Origin of the sequence: Phascolarctobacterium succinatutens, from assembly GCF_958453765.1 — a bacterium.
Classification (GTDB): Bacteria; Bacillota; Negativicutes; order Acidaminococcales; family Acidaminococcaceae; genus Phascolarctobacterium_A; species Phascolarctobacterium_A succinatutens_B.
On sequence record NZ_CAUDZA010000028.1, the window covers coordinates 1 to 19,227 of the forward strand.

The 19,227-nt window shown below is 43.2% G+C and carries 17 protein-coding genes; 1 reads left to right on the forward strand and 16 read right to left on the reverse strand.

All coding sequences use genetic code 11. The features are described 5' to 3' along the window. Positions 1–64: 64 nt before the first annotated feature. From Q7Q81_RS09480 to Q7Q81_RS09515, 8 genes are all read right to left on the reverse strand, one after another. Positions 65–1,030: an ABC transporter substrate-binding protein gene (locus Q7Q81_RS09480; RefSeq protein ID WP_304275641.1), complete on the reverse strand. Its 966-nt coding sequence runs from the start codon at positions 1,028–1,030 to the stop codon at positions 65–67. A 4-nt stretch (positions 1,031–1,034) separates the two neighbouring features. Then, entirely contained in the window at positions 1,035–2,969 is a 1,935-nt protein-coding gene (locus Q7Q81_RS09485; RefSeq protein ID WP_304275645.1) for a TonB-dependent receptor plug domain-containing protein, read from the reverse strand. Positions 2,970–3,207: 238 nt separating this feature from the next. Next, positions 3,208–4,572 (reverse strand): ATP-binding protein, encoded by a 1,365-nt coding sequence (locus tag Q7Q81_RS09490; RefSeq protein WP_304275647.1) that lies wholly within the window; start codon positions 4,570–4,572, stop codon positions 3,208–3,210. An 86-nt stretch (positions 4,573–4,658) separates the two neighbouring features. Then, a complete protein-coding gene (locus tag Q7Q81_RS09495; protein ID WP_304275649.1) occupies positions 4,659–5,210 on the reverse strand; it encodes a hypothetical protein in 552 nt (183 codons plus the stop codon). A 223-nt stretch (positions 5,211–5,433) separates the two neighbouring features. Continuing rightward, entirely contained in the window at positions 5,434–5,931 is a 498-nt protein-coding gene (locus Q7Q81_RS09500) for a hypothetical protein (RefSeq protein WP_304275651.1), read from the reverse strand. Further along, the gene (locus Q7Q81_RS09505) at positions 5,924–6,118 is read right to left on the reverse strand and encodes a hypothetical protein (RefSeq protein ID WP_304077767.1); all 195 of its coding nucleotides are present in this window, start codon (positions 6,116–6,118) and stop codon (positions 5,924–5,926) included. Before Q7Q81_RS09505 ends, Q7Q81_RS09500 begins: the two co-directional genes overlap by 8 nt. Next, positions 6,115–6,933 (reverse strand): 4Fe-4S binding protein, encoded by an 819-nt coding sequence (locus Q7Q81_RS09510; protein ID WP_304275654.1) that lies wholly within the window; start codon positions 6,931–6,933, stop codon positions 6,115–6,117. The genes Q7Q81_RS09505 and Q7Q81_RS09510 overlap by 4 nt, the downstream gene beginning before the upstream one ends. Positions 6,934–7,020: 87 nt before the next feature. Next, on the reverse strand, positions 7,021–9,249 hold the full coding sequence (locus tag Q7Q81_RS09515) for a TonB-dependent receptor (RefSeq protein WP_304275657.1): 2,229 nt from the start codon (positions 9,247–9,249) through the stop codon (positions 7,021–7,023). A 153-nt stretch (positions 9,250–9,402) separates the two neighbouring features. On the opposite strand from Q7Q81_RS09515, the gene Q7Q81_RS09520 reads away from it, so the two are divergent. After that, entirely contained in the window at positions 9,403–10,230 is an 828-nt protein-coding gene (locus tag Q7Q81_RS09520; protein ID WP_304275659.1) for a MerR family transcriptional regulator, read from the forward strand. Positions 10,231–10,338: 108 nt separating this feature from the next. Here Q7Q81_RS09520 and Q7Q81_RS09525 read toward each other — a convergent pair whose 3' ends face one another. From Q7Q81_RS09525 to radC, 8 genes are all read right to left on the reverse strand, one after another. Next, complete coding sequence (locus Q7Q81_RS09525) at positions 10,339–11,046, reverse strand: TIGR03936 family radical SAM-associated protein (RefSeq protein WP_304275662.1); 708 nt, start codon at positions 11,044–11,046, stop codon at positions 10,339–10,341. Next, entirely contained in the window at positions 11,046–12,935 is a 1,890-nt protein-coding gene (locus Q7Q81_RS09530) for a TIGR03960 family B12-binding radical SAM protein (protein WP_304275665.1), read from the reverse strand. Before Q7Q81_RS09530 ends, Q7Q81_RS09525 begins: the two co-directional genes overlap by 1 nt. A 126-nt stretch (positions 12,936–13,061) precedes the next feature. After that, a complete protein-coding gene (rodA, locus tag Q7Q81_RS09535; protein WP_304275667.1) occupies positions 13,062–14,168 on the reverse strand; it encodes a rod shape-determining protein RodA in 1,107 nt (368 codons plus the stop codon). Positions 14,169–14,186: 18 nt separating this feature from the next. Further along, on the reverse strand, positions 14,187–16,019 hold the full coding sequence (mrdA, locus tag Q7Q81_RS09540; protein WP_304275670.1) for a penicillin-binding protein 2: 1,833 nt from the start codon (positions 16,017–16,019) through the stop codon (positions 14,187–14,189). A gap of 32 nt (positions 16,020–16,051) precedes the next feature. Further along, positions 16,052–16,552 carry a rod shape-determining protein MreD gene (mreD, locus tag Q7Q81_RS09545; protein ID WP_293391293.1) on the reverse strand — a complete coding sequence of 167 codons (501 nt, stop codon included), beginning with the start codon at positions 16,550–16,552 and terminating at the stop codon, positions 16,052–16,054. Beyond that, a complete protein-coding gene (gene mreC / locus Q7Q81_RS09550; protein WP_304275672.1) occupies positions 16,549–17,397 on the reverse strand; it encodes a rod shape-determining protein MreC in 849 nt (282 codons plus the stop codon). Before mreC ends, mreD begins: the two co-directional genes overlap by 4 nt. Positions 17,398–17,410: 13 nt before the next feature. Further along, positions 17,411–18,454, reverse strand: a complete 1,044-nt coding sequence (locus Q7Q81_RS09555) for a rod shape-determining protein (protein WP_009145323.1) — start codon at positions 18,452–18,454, stop codon at positions 17,411–17,413. A 14-nt stretch (positions 18,455–18,468) separates the two neighbouring features. Continuing rightward, on the reverse strand, positions 18,469–19,227 hold the full coding sequence (radC, locus tag Q7Q81_RS09560; protein ID WP_299822316.1) for a RadC family protein: 759 nt from the start codon (positions 19,225–19,227) through the stop codon (positions 18,469–18,471).

Sequence of the window (19,227 nt, forward strand, 5' to 3'; positions counted from 1 at the left end):
AATATATTCCTCCAAAAAATAACTTGCAGGCATTGTAAGCCTTGCTGTTCATTTGATTTTATCATTATTGAGGAGGGTTGGCAAGTAAGCATTGCTTAATATACTTCAACGTTCCTAACAAATCACTGCCTGGAGCTACTATCTGCTTATAAGCTATAGGATAAACCTGACCACTTGCTACTGCCGGTAAATGCTTATACAGGGGATTATGCAGTTGTGCTAGCGCTGCTTGCTTCTGCTGTTCCCCACCATGATAAACAATAAAGATTTTAGCAACCTGCATTTCCATCATTTCTTCCTGACTGATGAAGGGAGCACTGTAACTCACTAACGAACAACCATAATGACGAATTATATCTCCACATAAAAGATCATTACCAAAGACTTCTATATTGCCATTGAGAAATTCTACAAACAAAACCTTTTGTGCCGGTATTTTCTCAACAGCCTGCAATTCTGCATCAATCCGTTGGATTATATCCTGCGCCTGTTGCTGCTTTCCTAGTGCAAGTCCCATATTGCTGATAAACCTTTTCTCACTGGCAATGGTACAGGCAGGAAATCTTCCCTTCGCCGGTACAGGTCCTGATGCATCCTGAATGTATGCTGGTATTCCATTAGCTATCCAGCTTGACGTATCACCTAATTGATTATCTGCAAAATACCTGCGCCACCCAAGAATAAAATCCGGTTGTAGTGCTACAGCAGCCTCCAGCTGCAGAGGCTGCGTATAAATTCTAGTATTTGGCAAAAGAGCTTGCAGACGTCCTTTATCTTCAGCTTCCGTCAGAACAGCTGCTGTAATTTTATCACCAGCACCCAAAGCCACTAAGGTTTCAACTCCGCTATTACCGCACACTAAAATACGTTGTGGTACTTGTTTAAATATAACCTTCTGTTCATCTCCAAAAAAATTATAATTGTTTACACTAATATTTTGCCGGTCGCTACTTTTATCTTGCTGAGGTCCGCAAGCTACGCATCCCAAGCAGAATAGCAACAAACAAAAGCACCAGAATAATTTCTTCATAGGCTTAGAAATTATAATTCAATCCTACCAGGAATGTTCTTCCTTGTGTATAATACAAACCATCTGGATCAGTCAAATCTCTACGATTAAAGATATTATTGATATCCAGTGTCAATGTTGCGTTAGCAAAAACCTCATGGCCGACATGCAGATTAGAAAGCAGAATCGGCTTCACATCTGTTTGCTTGCTGTTGTTTACACGACCACCCATATAGCTCAGATTCAAAGATGCATTAGTCTTATCGTGCTGATAATCAATTGATGTCATCACCTGATACTTGCCCAATACATCCTTCCAAGGTGCTGTATTTGTGGTTTTGTTTTGCGGCTTGCTATAAATACCGCCAACAGTCCAAGTAAGATTTTCATCAAGCTGATTGGTGTAGCTTAATTCTATACCAGTATTTTTATATTTGGCAGCATTATAGGACTGAGAAAGACCATTAACCTTTCTGCTTGTAATCTGATCATCTAAGTCAATATGGAAAACTGCAGCCTTAAACTGTTCTTTACCATTATCATGCTTATAGCCTGCTTCGTAATTCCAGCCATATTCCGGTTTTAAATCCGGGTTTTGCAATATTACGCCACTAGAATAATACAGTTGGCGGAATGTAGGCATTCTAAAAGAACGTCCGGCATTTGCATAAAGTGAATTTTCCTTATCAAGCTTTGTTAAAATCTGCAATTGCGGTAAGAATGCATTATAATTACCCGCATCAGAACGGATTAAGTCTTCACGCATACTTAAAACAACATCAGTTGCATCACTCAGCTTACGGTCATATTGTCCATAGAAGGAATAACCATTTAAGCTATAACTGCCAAAGCGCGCATAAGGTTTAAGCGCACTGCTGCTATTGCCAAACGAAGCAAATTTTTGATTTTCATCTACATAAAGCTCGCGTTTTGTATTAAAGCCAAGCAAAACCTTTTCTTTATCATTTTGCCAAACCTTCTTTAAATCAGCGCCATAGTTTTTATGGTCACTACGCTCCCATTCCAGATTATCAGGTCTTACAATATAATAATCCGGATTGCGGATAATACGCTCATTATAGTACGCCGTAGCATCAAAACCATTTTGGTCATTAAAATGCAGTTGCGCAAAATGCTCACGATCATCATAATCAAAATGCTGCAATTTGCTATTATCAGCACCAAGATAATCGATAGTATATTTTTTCTTGTCAAACATGTAATTTAAGCTTAATTTATCATCAAACTTATAGCATACACCAATGTGATCCTTCTTACTATCACCGAAGCCTGTATAATAAGGCACGCTTACACCATTGATTTTCTTTGTTCCTTGCTTTTGAGATAAAATACCTGTTTCGCCCATTTCATTTCGACCCAAAGTAATACCTAACTTACCTGCGCCAATTGTCGCACTATAATTACGTTGTCCCTTGTTGCCAGCAGCAATATGAAGGCTGTTTTTATATTCAGATTTAGTTATTACATTGATTACGCCGCCATATGCTTCACTGCCATAAAGCACAGCGCCGCCACCTTTAACTACTTCTACCTTTTCTACAGCTTCCAAATTCAACATATCCAAATGGCTTACATTATTAAAACTTGCAGGTACACCATTAATCAAAACCAAAGTCCCGCCTTTAATGCCGCGCAGACTCAAGGTGCTGTTACCGGTAATAAAGCTTTGGTCATGCGGTCCCATCTGAGTAAAATATACGCCAGCAGTATACTTCAGTGCGTTAGCTACATCGCTTGCGCCTGTCTTCTTCAATTCCTCGCCAGAATAAACAGTTACATCAGCAGGTGTTTCCAAATTAGATTTTTCGTAACCCAAAGCAGTAACATTCATGCCAGGCAAGCTGTATTCCTGCAAAGCTTCTGTTTGTGCTGCAGCATTTCCAGTTGCCAATATACTTAATCCAAGTAACAAATTTAGGGGAATCATTCTTTTCATCATAGTTTACTCGCTCCTTTACTAAATCATACCCAAAAAACTAATGCAAATCATTACGATAAAGATTATATAATTACTTGCTTTAAAGTGCAATGATTAACAGCAAATTCTTGGACTCTTTTTTTCGAAAAGAAAAAACGGCTTAAAGCATTATTTTAAGCCGTTTTCATTACTCAACTCATAAGTAGAATAGAGCAAGTGGTCTAAATAAATTCTCACTCTATTCTACTTACGTTTAGATTTATTTAAAGTAAAACAACGATACCAATCTGACTTCCTTAGTCCGCGCTGCATATCCTAAAGCTCTATCAGTAAAGCCGCGTCTTGAAAAAACAATATAATAATTACTACGGCCTGTTTTGTCCGCATATTCTCCTTGTAGCTGTTTTATTAACGGAACATCAACCTTACTTTTTTCCCATACGCATTGCATAAAGCCAGCACTATTTTTATCATAAGCAATCAAGCGAATTTGTTCTGCTGCACAATTATCTTTTGGCCAAAGATAACCAAATTGCATAAATTTATGAAAATCACCACGTTCACGTAACGTAAAACAATACTGTCGACATATTTCTAAAAAAAGCACCTTTGCGTAATCATCTAAAAACGGCAGTACCTTCGTACGTAATAAATAGTTTCCACATCCCATAGCTATACTGCTTAAAAATGGATAAACAAAGCGATACCAAAAAGTAAGCATAGAATCAGATAATATATAACACGTCGTTTTTTGCTGCTTACCAAGCTTTGCTTCTACAAGCGGTACAAGCTTTTTCAGTAAACCTTTTTCTACCAATACGCCAACATACTTCGAAGTCTTATTATTAGGCATACCAACAGCCTCTGCTATCTCCTTCATATGTATTGCGCCACAAGCAACTGAACATAATATTGCATGATAAATATGCGGCTGACGAAAATTCAATACTAAAATCTGCTCTGCAACATGCAGTAATGAAGCTGTGGGACTAAAGAATAAATTATACAGGTTATCTTTAAAGCTTAGTGTGCTATCTATAAGCTGCAAATAGCCTGGTTTTCCTCCGGTTACTCCATAAAGCAACACTTTTTCTTCATTGCTAAACGGAATTAAACAAGGCAGAACATCTTCATAATTTAATGACTGCAAAAATATTTGAGATAGTGGCAATTTACTTTTTCCTAATAAATGCAAGACATAGTCACATTCTCTTCCGCTAAATACCAGCAAAAGTCTTAATTTCTCTACCTCAGAGTGCAAGCATGCAATTATTTCAGGTAATAGCTCACTAAAACTGTTTTCCAGTTCCTGCACATCATCTATCAGTAATACTATCTTTTCTCCCTTAGCCTTTTTATAAATTAACTTAAGTATATCCTGCCAACAGCCACTGTTGCATTGAACAATGCCTTGTGCGGACAGCTCCGTGTAAAAAGCTGCCTTATTGGCATTATTGGTACTTGCGCGTACGCAAAAATATGCTTTATGCTTGCGTCTGGCAAATTCTTGCAGTAACGCTGTTTTGCCAATACCGGCATTGCCAGTCAGGCACACACATTTCAATTCATTACTATTATAAAGTTTTTCTAATGTAGCAAGTTCCTTTTTTCGCCCTATAAACATAAAAACGCACCAACTCTACTCATAAGTTGCTTATATTATAACATTAAGCGACTTAATCGTAAATTGGTGCATTCTGTAATTTTTTCCTATTTTTTCTGCAGCTTAGCAACACTTTCATCAGGCATCTGCATAGCCTCAGCAACATCAGCCACGCTCATGCCTTTAGCCAGCAGGCGTTTGGCAATAGCTTCATTCAGGCTTCCCTGCTCCTGCAACTCATGCAGATAGCTTGCACGAATTGCCATAGCATCCTTTTCGACAGCAACCTTGTCACCGACAACCTGTTGAGCAATTTCATGGCAGATTTCATCCTTCAGCTTTTGGTAATGACCATCGAGAATACGGGTATCTGCAGGTGTGTGATTAACATAGCTTGCTCTGATAGGCATTTCATCATTCTCATTAGTGCTTTTATTGTGTAAAAGATACGCTCCCAGCTCATGTAAAACTTCTTCTTTTAAGGCTTGATAATGTGCATCTATAATACCGTAATCATCCATGTTATAATTCACGAAGCTTGACCTTATCGGCATTTCTGCATTTTCTGTATGCAGCTTGCTGCCGAGCAGACGCTCAACTATTCCTTTACGAATCTCGTTTTTCACTTCTTGTTGATTTTTCTTAAACTCTTCAGCCATAATATAAGCCTCCTTTTGACATCAGCAGCTATCATAACTGCTTTTGCGCTCCAAGACAATAGTCTTCAAAGCAATTAATTATATATATCATTTAACTACTTTTTTCATCTGCTATTCTAGCACCATTCTTAATTGATTGCAAGAAAATTTAAGAATACATCTTTATTGTATTTAAAACAAAAAAACTGCAGGCAGAACTTCTGCCCACAGCTTAAAAAACATATTAATCTCTTTTCACCCGCGAATTGATTACGTCAACAACAACAGTTCCATACAAGCCCTGTGCATCATAAAACTTGATTTTTCCCTGCTGCACATGGCGCTGCTTCAGCTGCTCCGGTGAAAAATAAAGCTCCGCACTCACTGACATCTGTCCCTTGTACTGCTTTATCATCTCATCAGGCTGCAGCTTGCGCCACAAACCCTTTTTGCTGCTGCGCGACAGCAGCAACTGCAGGCCCTCGCCCTCGCAGCGCAGCTGCGCTTGCTTATCCTCCGGCAGCAGGCGTAAATATAAGGTATAGATATTGGGCTGCAGCAGATATTTCAGCTCGCCCTCCTTACCCAGGTCTATCCGGCAATGCACCTCCTGCCCCCGTGCCAGCTTAGCACGGAAATAGTGCTTGTCGTAATTATTTTCACCGCGGAAAAACACCAGGCCTACCATTACAGCCGCCATCAGCACAAAGGCCAGTACACGCTTCAACATTTTCTTATTCATGCTGCACCACCCCGCCATGATAACGTTTGTAAATTGCCTTGCCTGCCAAAAGCAGTAAAGCAACAATTCCCGGCGCGCAGTTCAAGCTGCAGCTGCCGCAAATCCCTGTACAACCTGCCCCTTGCGTGGTAATGCCGCTTACAGGAATTCCCATCGCCGCAATAAAATTTATCAGCTTACTTTTCATACGCGTTTCCTCCCGTAGCTAATAGCCTGCACCGGGCAAGCATGCTGACATACACCGCAGCAGATGCAGTTATGCTGGTTAATCTGCGCTTTGCCATCCGCAAGCTCCGCGGATTCCATCGGGCACTTCTTTTCGCACAAACCACAGCCTATGCATTGATTTTTATCTACACGCATGCGCAGTACAAACGGCAGCTTGCAGCCTAAGGCATGCATCAGTCCCTGTGCTGCTCCTACAGGACACAAAAAATTGCAGAAGCCGCGTCCGCCTTTAGTGAAGATACCAAAGACAAGCACCCACATAATTGCTGTCAGCAAAAGGCTTGAAGTTAACGAAATAAAATAACCTCGTGTATAATAGTTAGCCAATAAATCAAACAAAAAGAAGTTGCAATAGGAGCAAGCCAGAATGCCACCGAAGAAAGGTACTAGGCAAAAGCCTGCCAGCATTCCATAACGGATGGGGGCAATTTCTGTATAACGGTGCCAACTGATTTGAAATTTGGACGGCACCAGCTTCGAAAGATATTCGGTAAACGCTCCTGCAGGACACAGCCTGCCGCAAAAAACAGGCCCCAGGAAGAACGCTGCTGCCAAAAGCAGCAGGGTGCTAAGCATGCTGATGGGTGTCAGTCGCCAGATTATTCCGTCCAACACATGCTCTATCGGTATACGAAAGCAAAGGCCGTGAATACTTTGCGGCTGCCAGCTGCCGTAAAGCAGATAAAACAGGCAGCGTTGGAAGAGCGCCACCGGCGCATAAAACAGTACAAAGCCAAGAGCGTAACCGGTTAAACGTTTAAGGTTATATAACATAGGCAATCACCTCGATAACAAATAGGGATAGGGTAATTCAAACACCCTATCCCTATTTTAAGCTATTGAAAACCGTTAAGCAAGTAATTAGAAGCTGTAGCGCAGGCCAACACTATAAACACGACCAGAAGTAGGTTCACTTGCATAGAACTCTCTGTCAAATACATTATCTACCGTAAATTGTAATACAGCATTTTTTGCAATTTCATAATTGAAGCCCATATTTACGATAAAGTACGGATCTTCAGAACCATATTCACCAGTTTCATCATCCGGTGCTTGACGAGCACTCACATATTGACAGTCAAGATTTACGCCAAGTTTATCTTTTTTGTAATTCAATCCAGCGTGTAATAAATGCTTCGGAATACCATAATCAGTAGAATTAACACTACCAAGGTTTGTATTAGCTACTGCTGTTCTTTCTACTTTGCCATGCTGCCAAGAATAATTAAGATATCCAGATAATTCTTCAGTAAGTTTATGTTCAAGACTAAACTCTACTCCGCGACGCTTTTCAGTACCATAGTTTTCATAAGACTTATAATCTACTACTTTAGTGCCGGGTTTATAATGATAAGTATATACTATCTTATCATCAGTTTTCACCTTATACATGGAGATACCCATATTGGTCTTATCAGAGATTTTTTTCTTCATACCAATCTCAAAGGTATCAGATGTTTCAGGATCAAGATCCGGATTGGCATGTACGTTCTGCTCATAACGGAAAATTTGACTAAACGGAGGAGGATTAAATGAATGACCATAAGATACATAATAATTAGTATTATCATCAGCTTTAAAATCAAAAGCAATTTTAGGGCTCAATTCATTGTATGAGCCTTCACCATGCTTGCTGGAATTATTTGCATCTAAACTGCCATCAAGGTTATAGCTTGTTGTGCTACCATTGTACTTCTTATAATGGTCATAGCGTAATCCAAGATACATAGTCCAAGGTTCATTAAATTTATATTCATCTTGAACAAATAAAGCTATATTCTGTGCTTTACCGGTGTTTACTTGGAATAAGCCATTCTTTCCCTTACTTGTATCTACGGAATTATGATCATGATAGTTTTTCAGATATTTTCTATGCTGGGTAAACTCCTCTTGTTTAAAATCACCACCAATTAAAATATCGTGTTTGCCAATATTTTCCCAAGCCTTTTGGAAATCGAATACATAGGTTTTTCCAGGATATGAAGAATCACTGCCTGCTCCATACCAAGGAACCTCTTTAGCAGTGCCACTAGCACTACTATATCCGGATTTTTTCATATCAAGCAAACTGAAATTAGCATTTATTTTATTTTTATCATCATTATATGCTAAAGTGTGTTTGTTGTACTCTTTCTCACCATCATAGCCTAAGGAAGTTACTAGACTAGGAGATACATAAGTTCCATTTCCTAAATCAACTTTACCGCTCCATACAGGCTTACCGTCTTTATAAATATAACTCTTAGGACTCGGATAATAATAAGTACTCGTAGTATTGGCAAAAGTATATTTCAAGGAACGTTCCGCATCAAAATTATACTTTACATTTGCACTATAGGTTTCGCTCTCATATTTTCTATCGCCGCGTGTAGCAACAATGTATTTACCATTGCTTAATTGTGGCGGTTTATTATCAGGAACAATTGTCCCACTGCCTTTGCTAGCAGCTTTTGTCTGATAATAATTTCCCCATCCATCCGATTTACGATTTTCATAGCCAACGCCGAAAGAAACTTTTTCATTGGCTTTTACATCAGCATAAAGAGCCTTTTTCCAAGTATTATTGCTACCATAATTCAAAACTATGTTAGCATTCAAGCCTTTCTTCTTGGCATCCTTTGTAATAATATTTACTACACCGCCAACAGCATGTCCGCCATACAGAGAAGAACCAGCACCACGCACAACTTCAATACGCTCAATGTTTTCTACCGGTATCATCTCCCAGTCCACATTACTGTTGAAAGGATAGTTCATCTGTAAACCATCTACTAATACAAGAATATCACCCGAACCAAAGCCTCTAAGCTGAATACCGCCTTGAATTGCTTGACTTTTATAGACACCAGGTAAGGTCTGTAAAGCTTCCGGAACGGATGTAATGTTACGCTCCTCGATATCTTTTGCCGTTACTACACTGACACTGGACGGAACCTCCTGAATCTGCTTCATGGTTCTTGTAGCCGTTACGACCATTTCATCCAGAGCATACTCCTGCACATCTTCGGCAAATGCCGCAGTATTCCCTAAGAATACGTTGCCGCAAATCAATGCGCTCATCAATAAACCTTTACTAGCCAATTTTTTCACAGATATACCTCCATTCACTCATCACAAAAAACATCAACGAAGTACATATTAAGCACCTGAAATTATTTGGATTGAGTCTTAATATGCATTTTCTCTTTTATATGTTATAATACTGTGTATAGCAGCTAGACAGTCAAGGGGGAAATGCTAAAAATGTCAAAAAATATACAAAATTACTTTACGACCGGTGAATTATCACAGCTTTGCAAAATTCCCCGCAAGACTTTGCTTTATTACGATAAGCTGGGATTGATTTCTCCTGAGCTTGTTGATGAAAACGGTTACCGCTATTACAAGCGCAGCCAACTGTTTTTACTGCAGCTGATTCTTACGCTACGCCAACTTGATGTGCCGATTGCGCGCATCAAAGATTATCTTGGCAACCGCTCGCCGCAAAACTATCGTGATTTATTTAATGAGCGCATAGATTTCTTCACGCAGGAAATTGCCCGTCTGCAGACTATGAAAAAAAAGCTGCAGAGCGAATTAGGCAAGCTCGACCATATTGCGGACATTACTCTGGATAAAATTATGCTTGTCCATGAGCAGGCACATTATCTTTATCTGAGCAATGCTACCGAAGAAAATGAATGCTTTAAAAAGCGTTCTACGCATATTGCCCAAATGTTTAGCAATCTGCAGAACGATATTACCTTAACAACCAACGGCTTTGGTTATATTTACGATACGGAAATTTTGCAGGATTTTGAAAGCAAGCATCTGAAGCATTATTTTTATACGCTTCATGACAAGCTCCCTACACCGCATTGTTATCAAAAGCCTGCAGGCGATTATCTGACGCTGTATTTTCAAGGCGTCTACATGTTCAACAATAAAAAGTATCTGCAAATGCTGGCAGAATATTGCAAGGAGCATCAGCTTACACCGATATCACCGCTTTATGTAACATCGTTGTGTGATTACTGGCTGACAGGTGATACCGATAAGTATATTTACAAGCTGGAGCTGCAGATAAAATAGTATATCTAAGGCACACAAAAACCCCGTGGCAGACGCCATGGGGTTTTCTAATCAGCAAAGCACTGAGCAGACTTTGCTCTTTTTTATTTTTACAGCCTTAAGCTAAAATCAGCCTAAGGTTACGGCATCACTGTTCAGCATTGGAATAGGTTTGCCGTTTTTATTATTACGGTACAGTCTGAGCCGCTCGATATCAGCCATTTCTACCGGTAGCTCCAGTCCATACTGCTCATTCAGTGCATTCAGCAAATCTACTGCCTTCATGCTGCCGGTCGGCGTAATCTTGCAGTCAAAGCTGAAAATTGTTTCTGTCTCGGTCTTTTCTGCAGTAAGCTGCGGAATGTAAAACTTAACGTCAATTTTCTTAAACTTAGCCTTTGTCTTGGGTGCAGCTTTTTTGAACAGCAGTTCCGGTGCAGAATTGAACTCCACAACAGCAGCGCTCACATCACCGCTATAGGGCAGCGTTACGCGATAGCTTGCACCTGCCGCCTGACTCATCAGGGCAGCGTGATGCGTATCAACAGCATCGGCAGCCAGTACGCGGATACCGCGCGGCAAAGCAGCATCAAGAGCCAACGCAGCCTTTTCTACTTCCATCGGCTCGGCAAGCTCGATTTCCACAAACTCTGTATAGCTTACTACACCTACGCCCAGCGCAGAAGCCAAACTGAATTTCAAATGCGGATTAAAGCCTTCGGAATAAGCAGCAGGCAGCTTGGCACGGCGGATAGCACGGCCGATGGTGCGCACATATTCCAGATGGGAGATAAAGCGGATGTCCTTATCCTTGGTAATTTGCATACGCAGTTTCATTATGCCTGTACCTCCCCATTGTTTTGATATGCTTCTTTATAATCAACAATTTTTACGCCCAATGCCTGGCAAACGCCACAGCCGGTACAGCTTGCGCGACGGCAGTCGTGTGTAAGCTGCTGAGCATAAGCCTTACGCCATTCGTTCCACAGGAAGCGGCGGCTGACACCCGGAGAGATATGCTCCCACGGGAAAGCTTCGTTCTCACCGCGCTCGCGTGCAGCGTAAAAGTCTTTATCCAGACCGGCGTCGCTGATAGCCTCCAGCCAACGCTCGTAGGAGAAGCAATCGCTCCAGCCGTCAAAACGCGCGCCCTTCTGCCAAGCCAGCAACAGCGCTTTGCCTACACGGCGGTCGCCGCGGGCAAAAACAGCCTCAATCGTACCGGTTTTGGCATCATGATAGTTTAAGGTGATATTCTTATATTTTTTGATTTCATCCTTCAGCAGGAACTGCTTACGGCGAATTTCTTCCAAATCATTCTGCGCAAACCATTGGAAAGCAGTGTACGGCTTAGGTACGAAGGAAGAAGCACTTACGGTAACCTTGCAGCCGCGCTTACCGGTAATCTGGAAATATTTATACTGTACCTTGCGCGCCAAATCAGCAATCGCCAGTACGTCCTCATCTGTTTCATAGGGCAGGCCGATCATAAAGTACAGCTTAACGCTGTTCCAGCCGGATTCAAAGGCTGCACCGACAGCATTCATCAAATCCTCTTCCGTTACGCCCTTGTTGATAACATCACGCATCTTTTGGCTGCCTGCTTCCGGAGCAAAGGTCAGACCGCTCTTGCGCACTGCCTGTACTTCCTTAGCGATGGCAACACAGAAGCTGTCGATACGCAGAGAAGGCAGAGAAACGCTGACGCGTTCATCCTTAAACTCGCCAATCATCTTATGTACCAGCGGAGCCAGGCAGGAATAATCGGCGCTGGAAAGGGATACCAGGCTGATTTCGTTATAGCCTGTGTTATCTACCAGCTTACGCGACAGGTCCATCAGCACCTCCGGCTTGCGCTCACGCACTGGGCGGTAAACCATACCTGCGTGGCAGAAACGGCAGCCACGGCTGCAGCCACGGAAAACCTCCAGCATGATGCGGTCATGAACGATTTCACCGAAAGGAACAATCGGAGATGTCGGGAAATCTACGCTATTCATATCCTCTATAACACGCTTTTGGATAACAGCAGGAATATCCTCACGCAGCGGCTTAATTGCCTTAAAGGTGCCGTCCTCATTATATTCTGCTTCATAGAAGGAAGGTACATAAATGCCCTTGATTTTTACCACACGCTGCAGAAATTCTTGTCTGCCGCCGGGTTTGCCTTTACGCTTCCACTCCTTGTAGCAACGCATTACCTCAATCAAAACCTCTTCACCTTCACCGATAACAGCAAAATCGAAGAAATCAGCCAAAGGCTCAGTGTTGTACACACAGGGGCCGCCTACAATAACAAAGGGGTCTGCATCAGTACGATCCTTAGCCAGCAGCGGTACGCCACCCAAATCAAGCATATTTAAGATATTAGTATAGGAAAGCTCGTATTGCAAAGTAAAACCTACAATATCACATTCCCTCAAAGCCTTTTTGGTTTCCAGAGTGCAAAGCACAATTTCACGCTCACGCATCTTCGCCTCCAGGTCAATCCAAGGCGCGTAAACACGTTCTGCGGCAATTCCGTCTTCCTTATTCAGCAGGTGGTATAAAATTTTAAAGCCAAGATAGCTCATACCTACTTCGTATACATCTGGGAAGGCCAGAGCAATAGTTGCCTCTACTTCTTCAGCAGGCTTAACAATGCTGGCGAACTCGCCACCGGTGTAACGTGCAGGCTTTTGCACGCTGCTTAAAATATCAATAGTTAAATCCTTTTTCAAATTCATTTTCTCCTCTATTTTTAATGATGGAAGGGTTTATCAAAAACAGTTTTCGTCAATATTTATCTGATATGATGCTTTAGCGTCGACCGATTCCTATAATATTTTATAAAAAGGTTGATATCATCATCCTTAGAACTGTAAGTTCTGTTTTTTCACCTTAATATTCAACAAAATCGCCACCAACATAAGGTTCGTTGTCAGCGAGCTGACGCCATAGCTCAAAAACGGCAAAGGTACACCGGTTACAGGCATAATACCGGCAGTCATACCAATGTTGACCATAACATGGAACATAAACATGGACGTTACGCCGGTTGCCAAAAGCATACCGAAGGTATCATCCGCATCAAGCGCAATCGCAATACCGCGCCAAATAATAATCATATACATGCTGATGATAAACACCGTTCCGATAAAGCCAAACTCTTCACCGGCAACAGCAAATATAAAGTCCGTATGGTTTTCCGGCAAAAAGTTCAGCTGGCTCTGCGTTCCTGCCAGCCAGCCTTTGCCTAGGAAGCCGCCGCTGCCGATAGCAATTTTTGACTGAATAACATGATAACCGCTACCGAAAGGATCAAGCTCCGGATTCAGAAAAACACGGATACGGTTCTTCTGATAATCCTTCAGAATCATCCAAAAGGCCGGCATCAAGGCCATAAAAGCCAGTCCCATGCGGAAGAACCATTTATATTTGAAGCCGCTGACAAAAATCATACCTATAAGGATAGCAATAAAGGTCAGCGAGGTTCCTAAGTCCGGCTGACGCATAACAAGTATAAACGGCACCAGAATATATGCAAAAACCGGCAGGTAATCCTTAAATTCCTCCAGCCATTCAATTCGCTTATCCATAAAGGTAGCTAAGCAGATAATGAGAAAAACCTTAGCAAATTCACTGGGCTGAAACGACATAGAGCCTATTTGAATCCAGCGCTGTGCGCCCAATTGACTTTGTCCTACAAACATTACCGCTAAAAGCAGTATGATATTAATTATATACAGCTTGGTGGCATAATTTTTGAGAACACGGTAATCAAAAGCCAACGATACAGTAACAATAGCCAGGCCAAAGAGCATGAACATACTTTGGCGCTGCACATGCCAGGCCTTACCGGTGCTGACAGCAAAGGAATGGGTAGCACTGTCGATAAGTCCCAAGCCACAGCCCATAAGTATTAACACAGCAGCAATCAGCCACCAGTCAAGATTTTTCAGGATACGTTTTAAATCCACAATGTACTCCTTCCTGCATTATTGGATGGTGTCCTTCTTAGGGGCAGCCTTATCAGGGCGGGGCATATAACCCCTTTCCTGGAAAAATTCTTCAAATGCTTTATAAACAATAGGGCCTGCAGCAACAGAGCCGAAACCGCCCTGTTCCACAATGCAGACTACAACAAGCTCCGGGTCATCTACCGGTCCATAGGCTACAAACAAACCATGGTCACGTCCATGAGAGTTTTCGGCAGTACCGGTTTTACCGGCAATAGGCTTAGGCAGGCCGGCAAAGTACGATGCCGTACCGCCCTCCTGCGTAGTAGCACTCATGCCCATGCGGATATAGTCAATTGTCTGCTGTGATACATCAATATGCTTGCCTTCAGCACGTTTAGGCTTTTCAAAAAGACTGCCGTCACTGTTTATAATACTGTCAACCAGATATGGCTGATACTTGGTACCGCCATTAGCAACAATACTCAGCATAACAGAAAGCTGAATCGGTGTCGTCAGGTTGAAGCCCTGACCGATAGCAGCGTTGAAGGTATCGCCTAAGCGCCAGTCCTCATCCCAGATTTTACGCTTTACTTTTTTAGAGGCAACAAGGCCTTTGCTTTCGCCTTCCAGGTCAATACCGGTGCGTTCGCCAAAGCCAAAGATATGCGCATATTTTTCAATATTATCAATGCCGACGCGATAACCAAGCTCGTAAAAATAAACGTTATCACTCATCGCCAACGCTTTGATAAATGTCAGCCAGCCTAAAACCTCGCCGCCGGCGTTACCCATAGTAGGAACCATAGGATGAAAACCACCGTCGAAAATGGGCTCGTTCAAGCCAACCTTTTTCAGTTCAAAGGCAGCACTGCCGGTAACAATCTTAAAGGTAGAGCCCGGAGGATATTCACCGGTAATAACCTTGTTATTCATCGGGTAATTGGGATCGTTATTGATGGAGTTCCAATTCTTTGAGGAAATACCGTGCACAAACCAGTTGGGGTCATACCCCGGACGGCTGACCATCGCCCTTACCGCGCCATTACGCGGATCGATGGCTACTACCGCCGCTGCTCTCGCTCCGGGAGCAATACCGGAGCTTCTCAGAAAGGCAAGATGCTTATCTGTAAAAGCCTCCAGCTCCTTTTGCAGCTCGTAATCTATCGTCAGCTTCAGATTTTTGCCGGGAATAGGTTGCACGGAATCGTAATGCTTGACAACGTTACCGGCAACGTCAACCTCCTCCATAAAGGCGCCATCCTCACCGCGCAGATATTTATCATAAGTCTTTTCCAGTCCGCCCTTACCGACAAGACTGCCCTGAGTAATATTCTTGAACAAGCCCTGCTCAATTTCATAAGCACTTACCTCGCCTACGTAACCCAAAGCATGTACAGCAAGCTCATGATATGGGTAATTGCGAATAGGCTGCACCGAAAGCATAACCTCCGGCATATAGCGGCGCTGTTCTTCTATTTTGGTTACCATCTGCTGATCAAGATTATTTTTCAGCAAAATCGGTTCATAAAAATTTTCACTCGCCTTAATTTTAGCGTTAATTTCTTCTACAGGCATCTGCAGCAAATTACTGAGGCGCTGCAGTGTTTCCGGTTTATAGCTGGACTGCTTCTGCAATACTACGGCATAACCGGGCAAATTATTTACCAGCTCTTTACCTTCGCTATCATAAATAATTCCGCGTGGAGCAAGAATACGCGACTGGCGCAGCCTGTTGCCGTCAGATTGCTTAGCGTAGTAATCACCGCGCCACAGCTGCAAATAAACCATTCGTCCCAGCAGCACAGCAAATAATACCAGACACACAACCAGCAAGGTGTGCAATCTGGTTATCCGGTTTCTATCTTCCATAGGCTACGTCTGTCTCCTTTCCTGCTTCCTGGTTAATAAGATATATCTTCTTTTCTGATCCATTCATAAATCATCTTCATTATAACTACAACAGGCCATACCAACAGCGCATTGCCTATAATATAGCCCAGGGAATCCCATAAATATGCAAAAAATATGCTCCAGCGTCCGCCACTGCGCAAAAGTTCCAGCCACCAGTAAACAAAACGCAGGATAAAAGTAATCGTCGCAATAGCGCTCATATGATAAAGATAATTATCCTTAAACACCTTTTCCTTTGTCAGGCCCACTATATAACCTACACAGATACGACTGAGAATATGGAAGCCAAAAATACCCACCGTCATTGCATCCTGCAGCAGTCCGGTGATACCGCCGACTACCGCACCAGCTTTTTCGCCGCGCAGCAGCGCATATGCATATACCGCCAAAAGCAGCAAATCACAGGAAAGCCAGCCCGTATAATATACGGACATCGAACCCTGCAGCAGCATTAAGAACAGAAACAGGACGGGCCAAATCAGTCTCCTCATTTTGCCTGTCCTCCCTGTAATACAATTTTCGCTTCCGGCGTAAAGCCAACAATAACCAATACCTGTTCAACATCTGCAATATCAGCAGCAGGTACAATATCTGCTTCCTGCAGCAGACCTACACTATCCATATGAGTAGCAGTAACCTTACCGATAAGAATATCTGCTGGATGAGTGCCGCTATAACCGCTGGTAACGATAATATCGCCCTCACGCAGGCTTGCTTCGCGGTAAATATGCTCCAACAGCAGCTTATCCTTGCCGCTGACACCGCCGGCTACACCGACAGCACGTGAATCAGCGCGCAATACCCTAGCACCTACACGACAACGCGGAGAGGTGAGCAAAAGTACACGGGCATAATCATCATATACCTCGTCAACCACGCCTACCAAGCCGCCGTTTACTACAGCCATATCAGGTGCCAGGCCTCTGTCCTTACCGGCAGCGATATATATGCAGTCACGTAAATCGCCGAAGCTGCGGGCAATTACCTTTGCTGCTACAACCTTCTGCGATTTGTGCTGCTCCTTATACTCCAACAAGCCTCTCAGCTGCCTGTTTTCTGCATACATCGAAGCCATCTGGATATTGGCATTACGCAGCTCAATATTTTCTTGTTTCAGCTTTGCATTTTCGCTCTGCATTACTGTCAGTGCCTTCCAATAGCCACGCACGCCATCACTGGCATTGCCTAACCCGGTCAGCATACTTTCTACCGGCAGCACTACTGCCGCCACCGCTCTGTTGACCAAAGGAAAACGGCTTCTGCCTGCTACGGCCATCGCCAGCATGGAAAACAGGACCAGAACAAACAGAACTACCAACATAACCTTCTTATTCATGCTGCATTCCTACTTATTTAGAGGTCATAAAGCCTTTGCGGTAAATGTCAATATTTTCTACAGCAATACCGGTGCCGAGAGCAACACAGTTCAAAGCTTCATCGGACACGAATACCGGCATACCGGTTTCCTGAGAAATAAGTCTGTCCAGATTGCGCAGCATAGAGCTGCCGCCTGTCATAACAATGCCACGGTCCATAATATCAGCGGACAGTTCAGGCGGTGTACGCTCCAAGGTGTTACGAACAGCGTCCACAATCATGCTTACAGGCTCGTTAACAGCTTCGCAAACATGGTTGGCATTAACCTCTATACTCTTAGGCAGACCGCTGAGCAGGTCGCGGCCGCGAACTTCCATAACAGCAGGCTCGTCCACCTTCATAGCGGTACCGATTTCAATTTTAATATTTTCTGCTGTACGCTCACCGATAAACATATTAAAGGCTTTGCGGATATAACGTACAATAGCACTGTCGATAGCATCGCCGCCGCAGCGTACGCTCTTGCTGACAACAATGCCGCCCAGAGAAATTACGGCAACCTCACAGGTGCCGCCGCCGATATCAACAACCATGCTACCGGTTGCTTCCTGTACAGGCAAGCCTGCACCGATTGCTGCCGCCATCGGTTCTTCAATCAAGTAAGCCTCACGCGCACCTGCTTCAATAGTAGCATCAACAACTGCACGCTTTTCTACTTCGGTAACACCGGAAGGCACACCAACCAGAATACGCGGACGTACAAAGGTACGGTTGCCCATAGCCTGCTTAATAAAATATTTCAGCATAGACTGAGTAATTTCATAGTCGGCAATAACGCCATCCTTCATCGGACGGATAGCGACAATGTTACCGGGAGTACGGCCAATCATTCTCTTAGCCTCCGCACCGATTGCCAGTACCTCGTTAGTGTCCTTTTCAACAGCTACTACCGACGGTTCGCGGATAATAATACCCTTATCCTTGCAATGCACCAGCGTATTTGCAGTGCCCAAATCTATACCCATGTCATCCGACATATTGTTAAAAATACTGATATTAGGGAAAGTAAACTTCATTTCCGACTATCCTCCTAAACTTCTAATGCTCCATCTTCCTGAAAGCTGTAATAAGCACCGTCCCCGATAATCAGATGGTCCAGAAGCGGAATCCCCAACGTTTGTCCTGCCGCCAGCAAAACAGCTGTCAGCTGCCTGTCCTCAATGCTTGGCATCGGATCACCCGATGGATGATTATGTGCCACGCAGATAGAGGCTGCATGCTGCAGAATCGCCGGCAGAAATACCTCACGCGGATGCACCACCGAGTTGGTCAGCGAACCCTCTGATACCAGCTCTGTGCCTATTACTTTATTCTTACTGTTCAACAAAATTACTAAAAATTGTTCCTTTGTGGCATAACGCAGGCGTGGCATCAAAAATGCCGCACCATCCTGCGGACAGCCAAAATGGATTTTATCCAAAGGGCGGGCCGACGCAATACGTCTGCCTATTTCCAGAGCTGCCAAAACTGTTGCTGCCTTGGCCTGCCCCATACCCTTGATTTGCATAAGCTCATTTAAGTCCCTCACTCCTGCCAGACGCCTGTACAGGCCTCCGTCAGCTGTGAGCTCCTTAGCAATCTCCAACGCTGATTTTTGCGCAGTGCCTGTGCGCAACAATATTGCCAGCAGCTCCGCATCCGTCAGCGCTTCCACTCCACGCAGAAAAAGCTTTTCCCGTGGTCTGTCCTCTAAGGGAAGATTTTTAATACTTTCTTTGTTTGTTGTTTTGTCGATACTACTAAAATCACTGCAAAAATCGCAGGTCCTGCTTACCGCAGGATTAGTCAC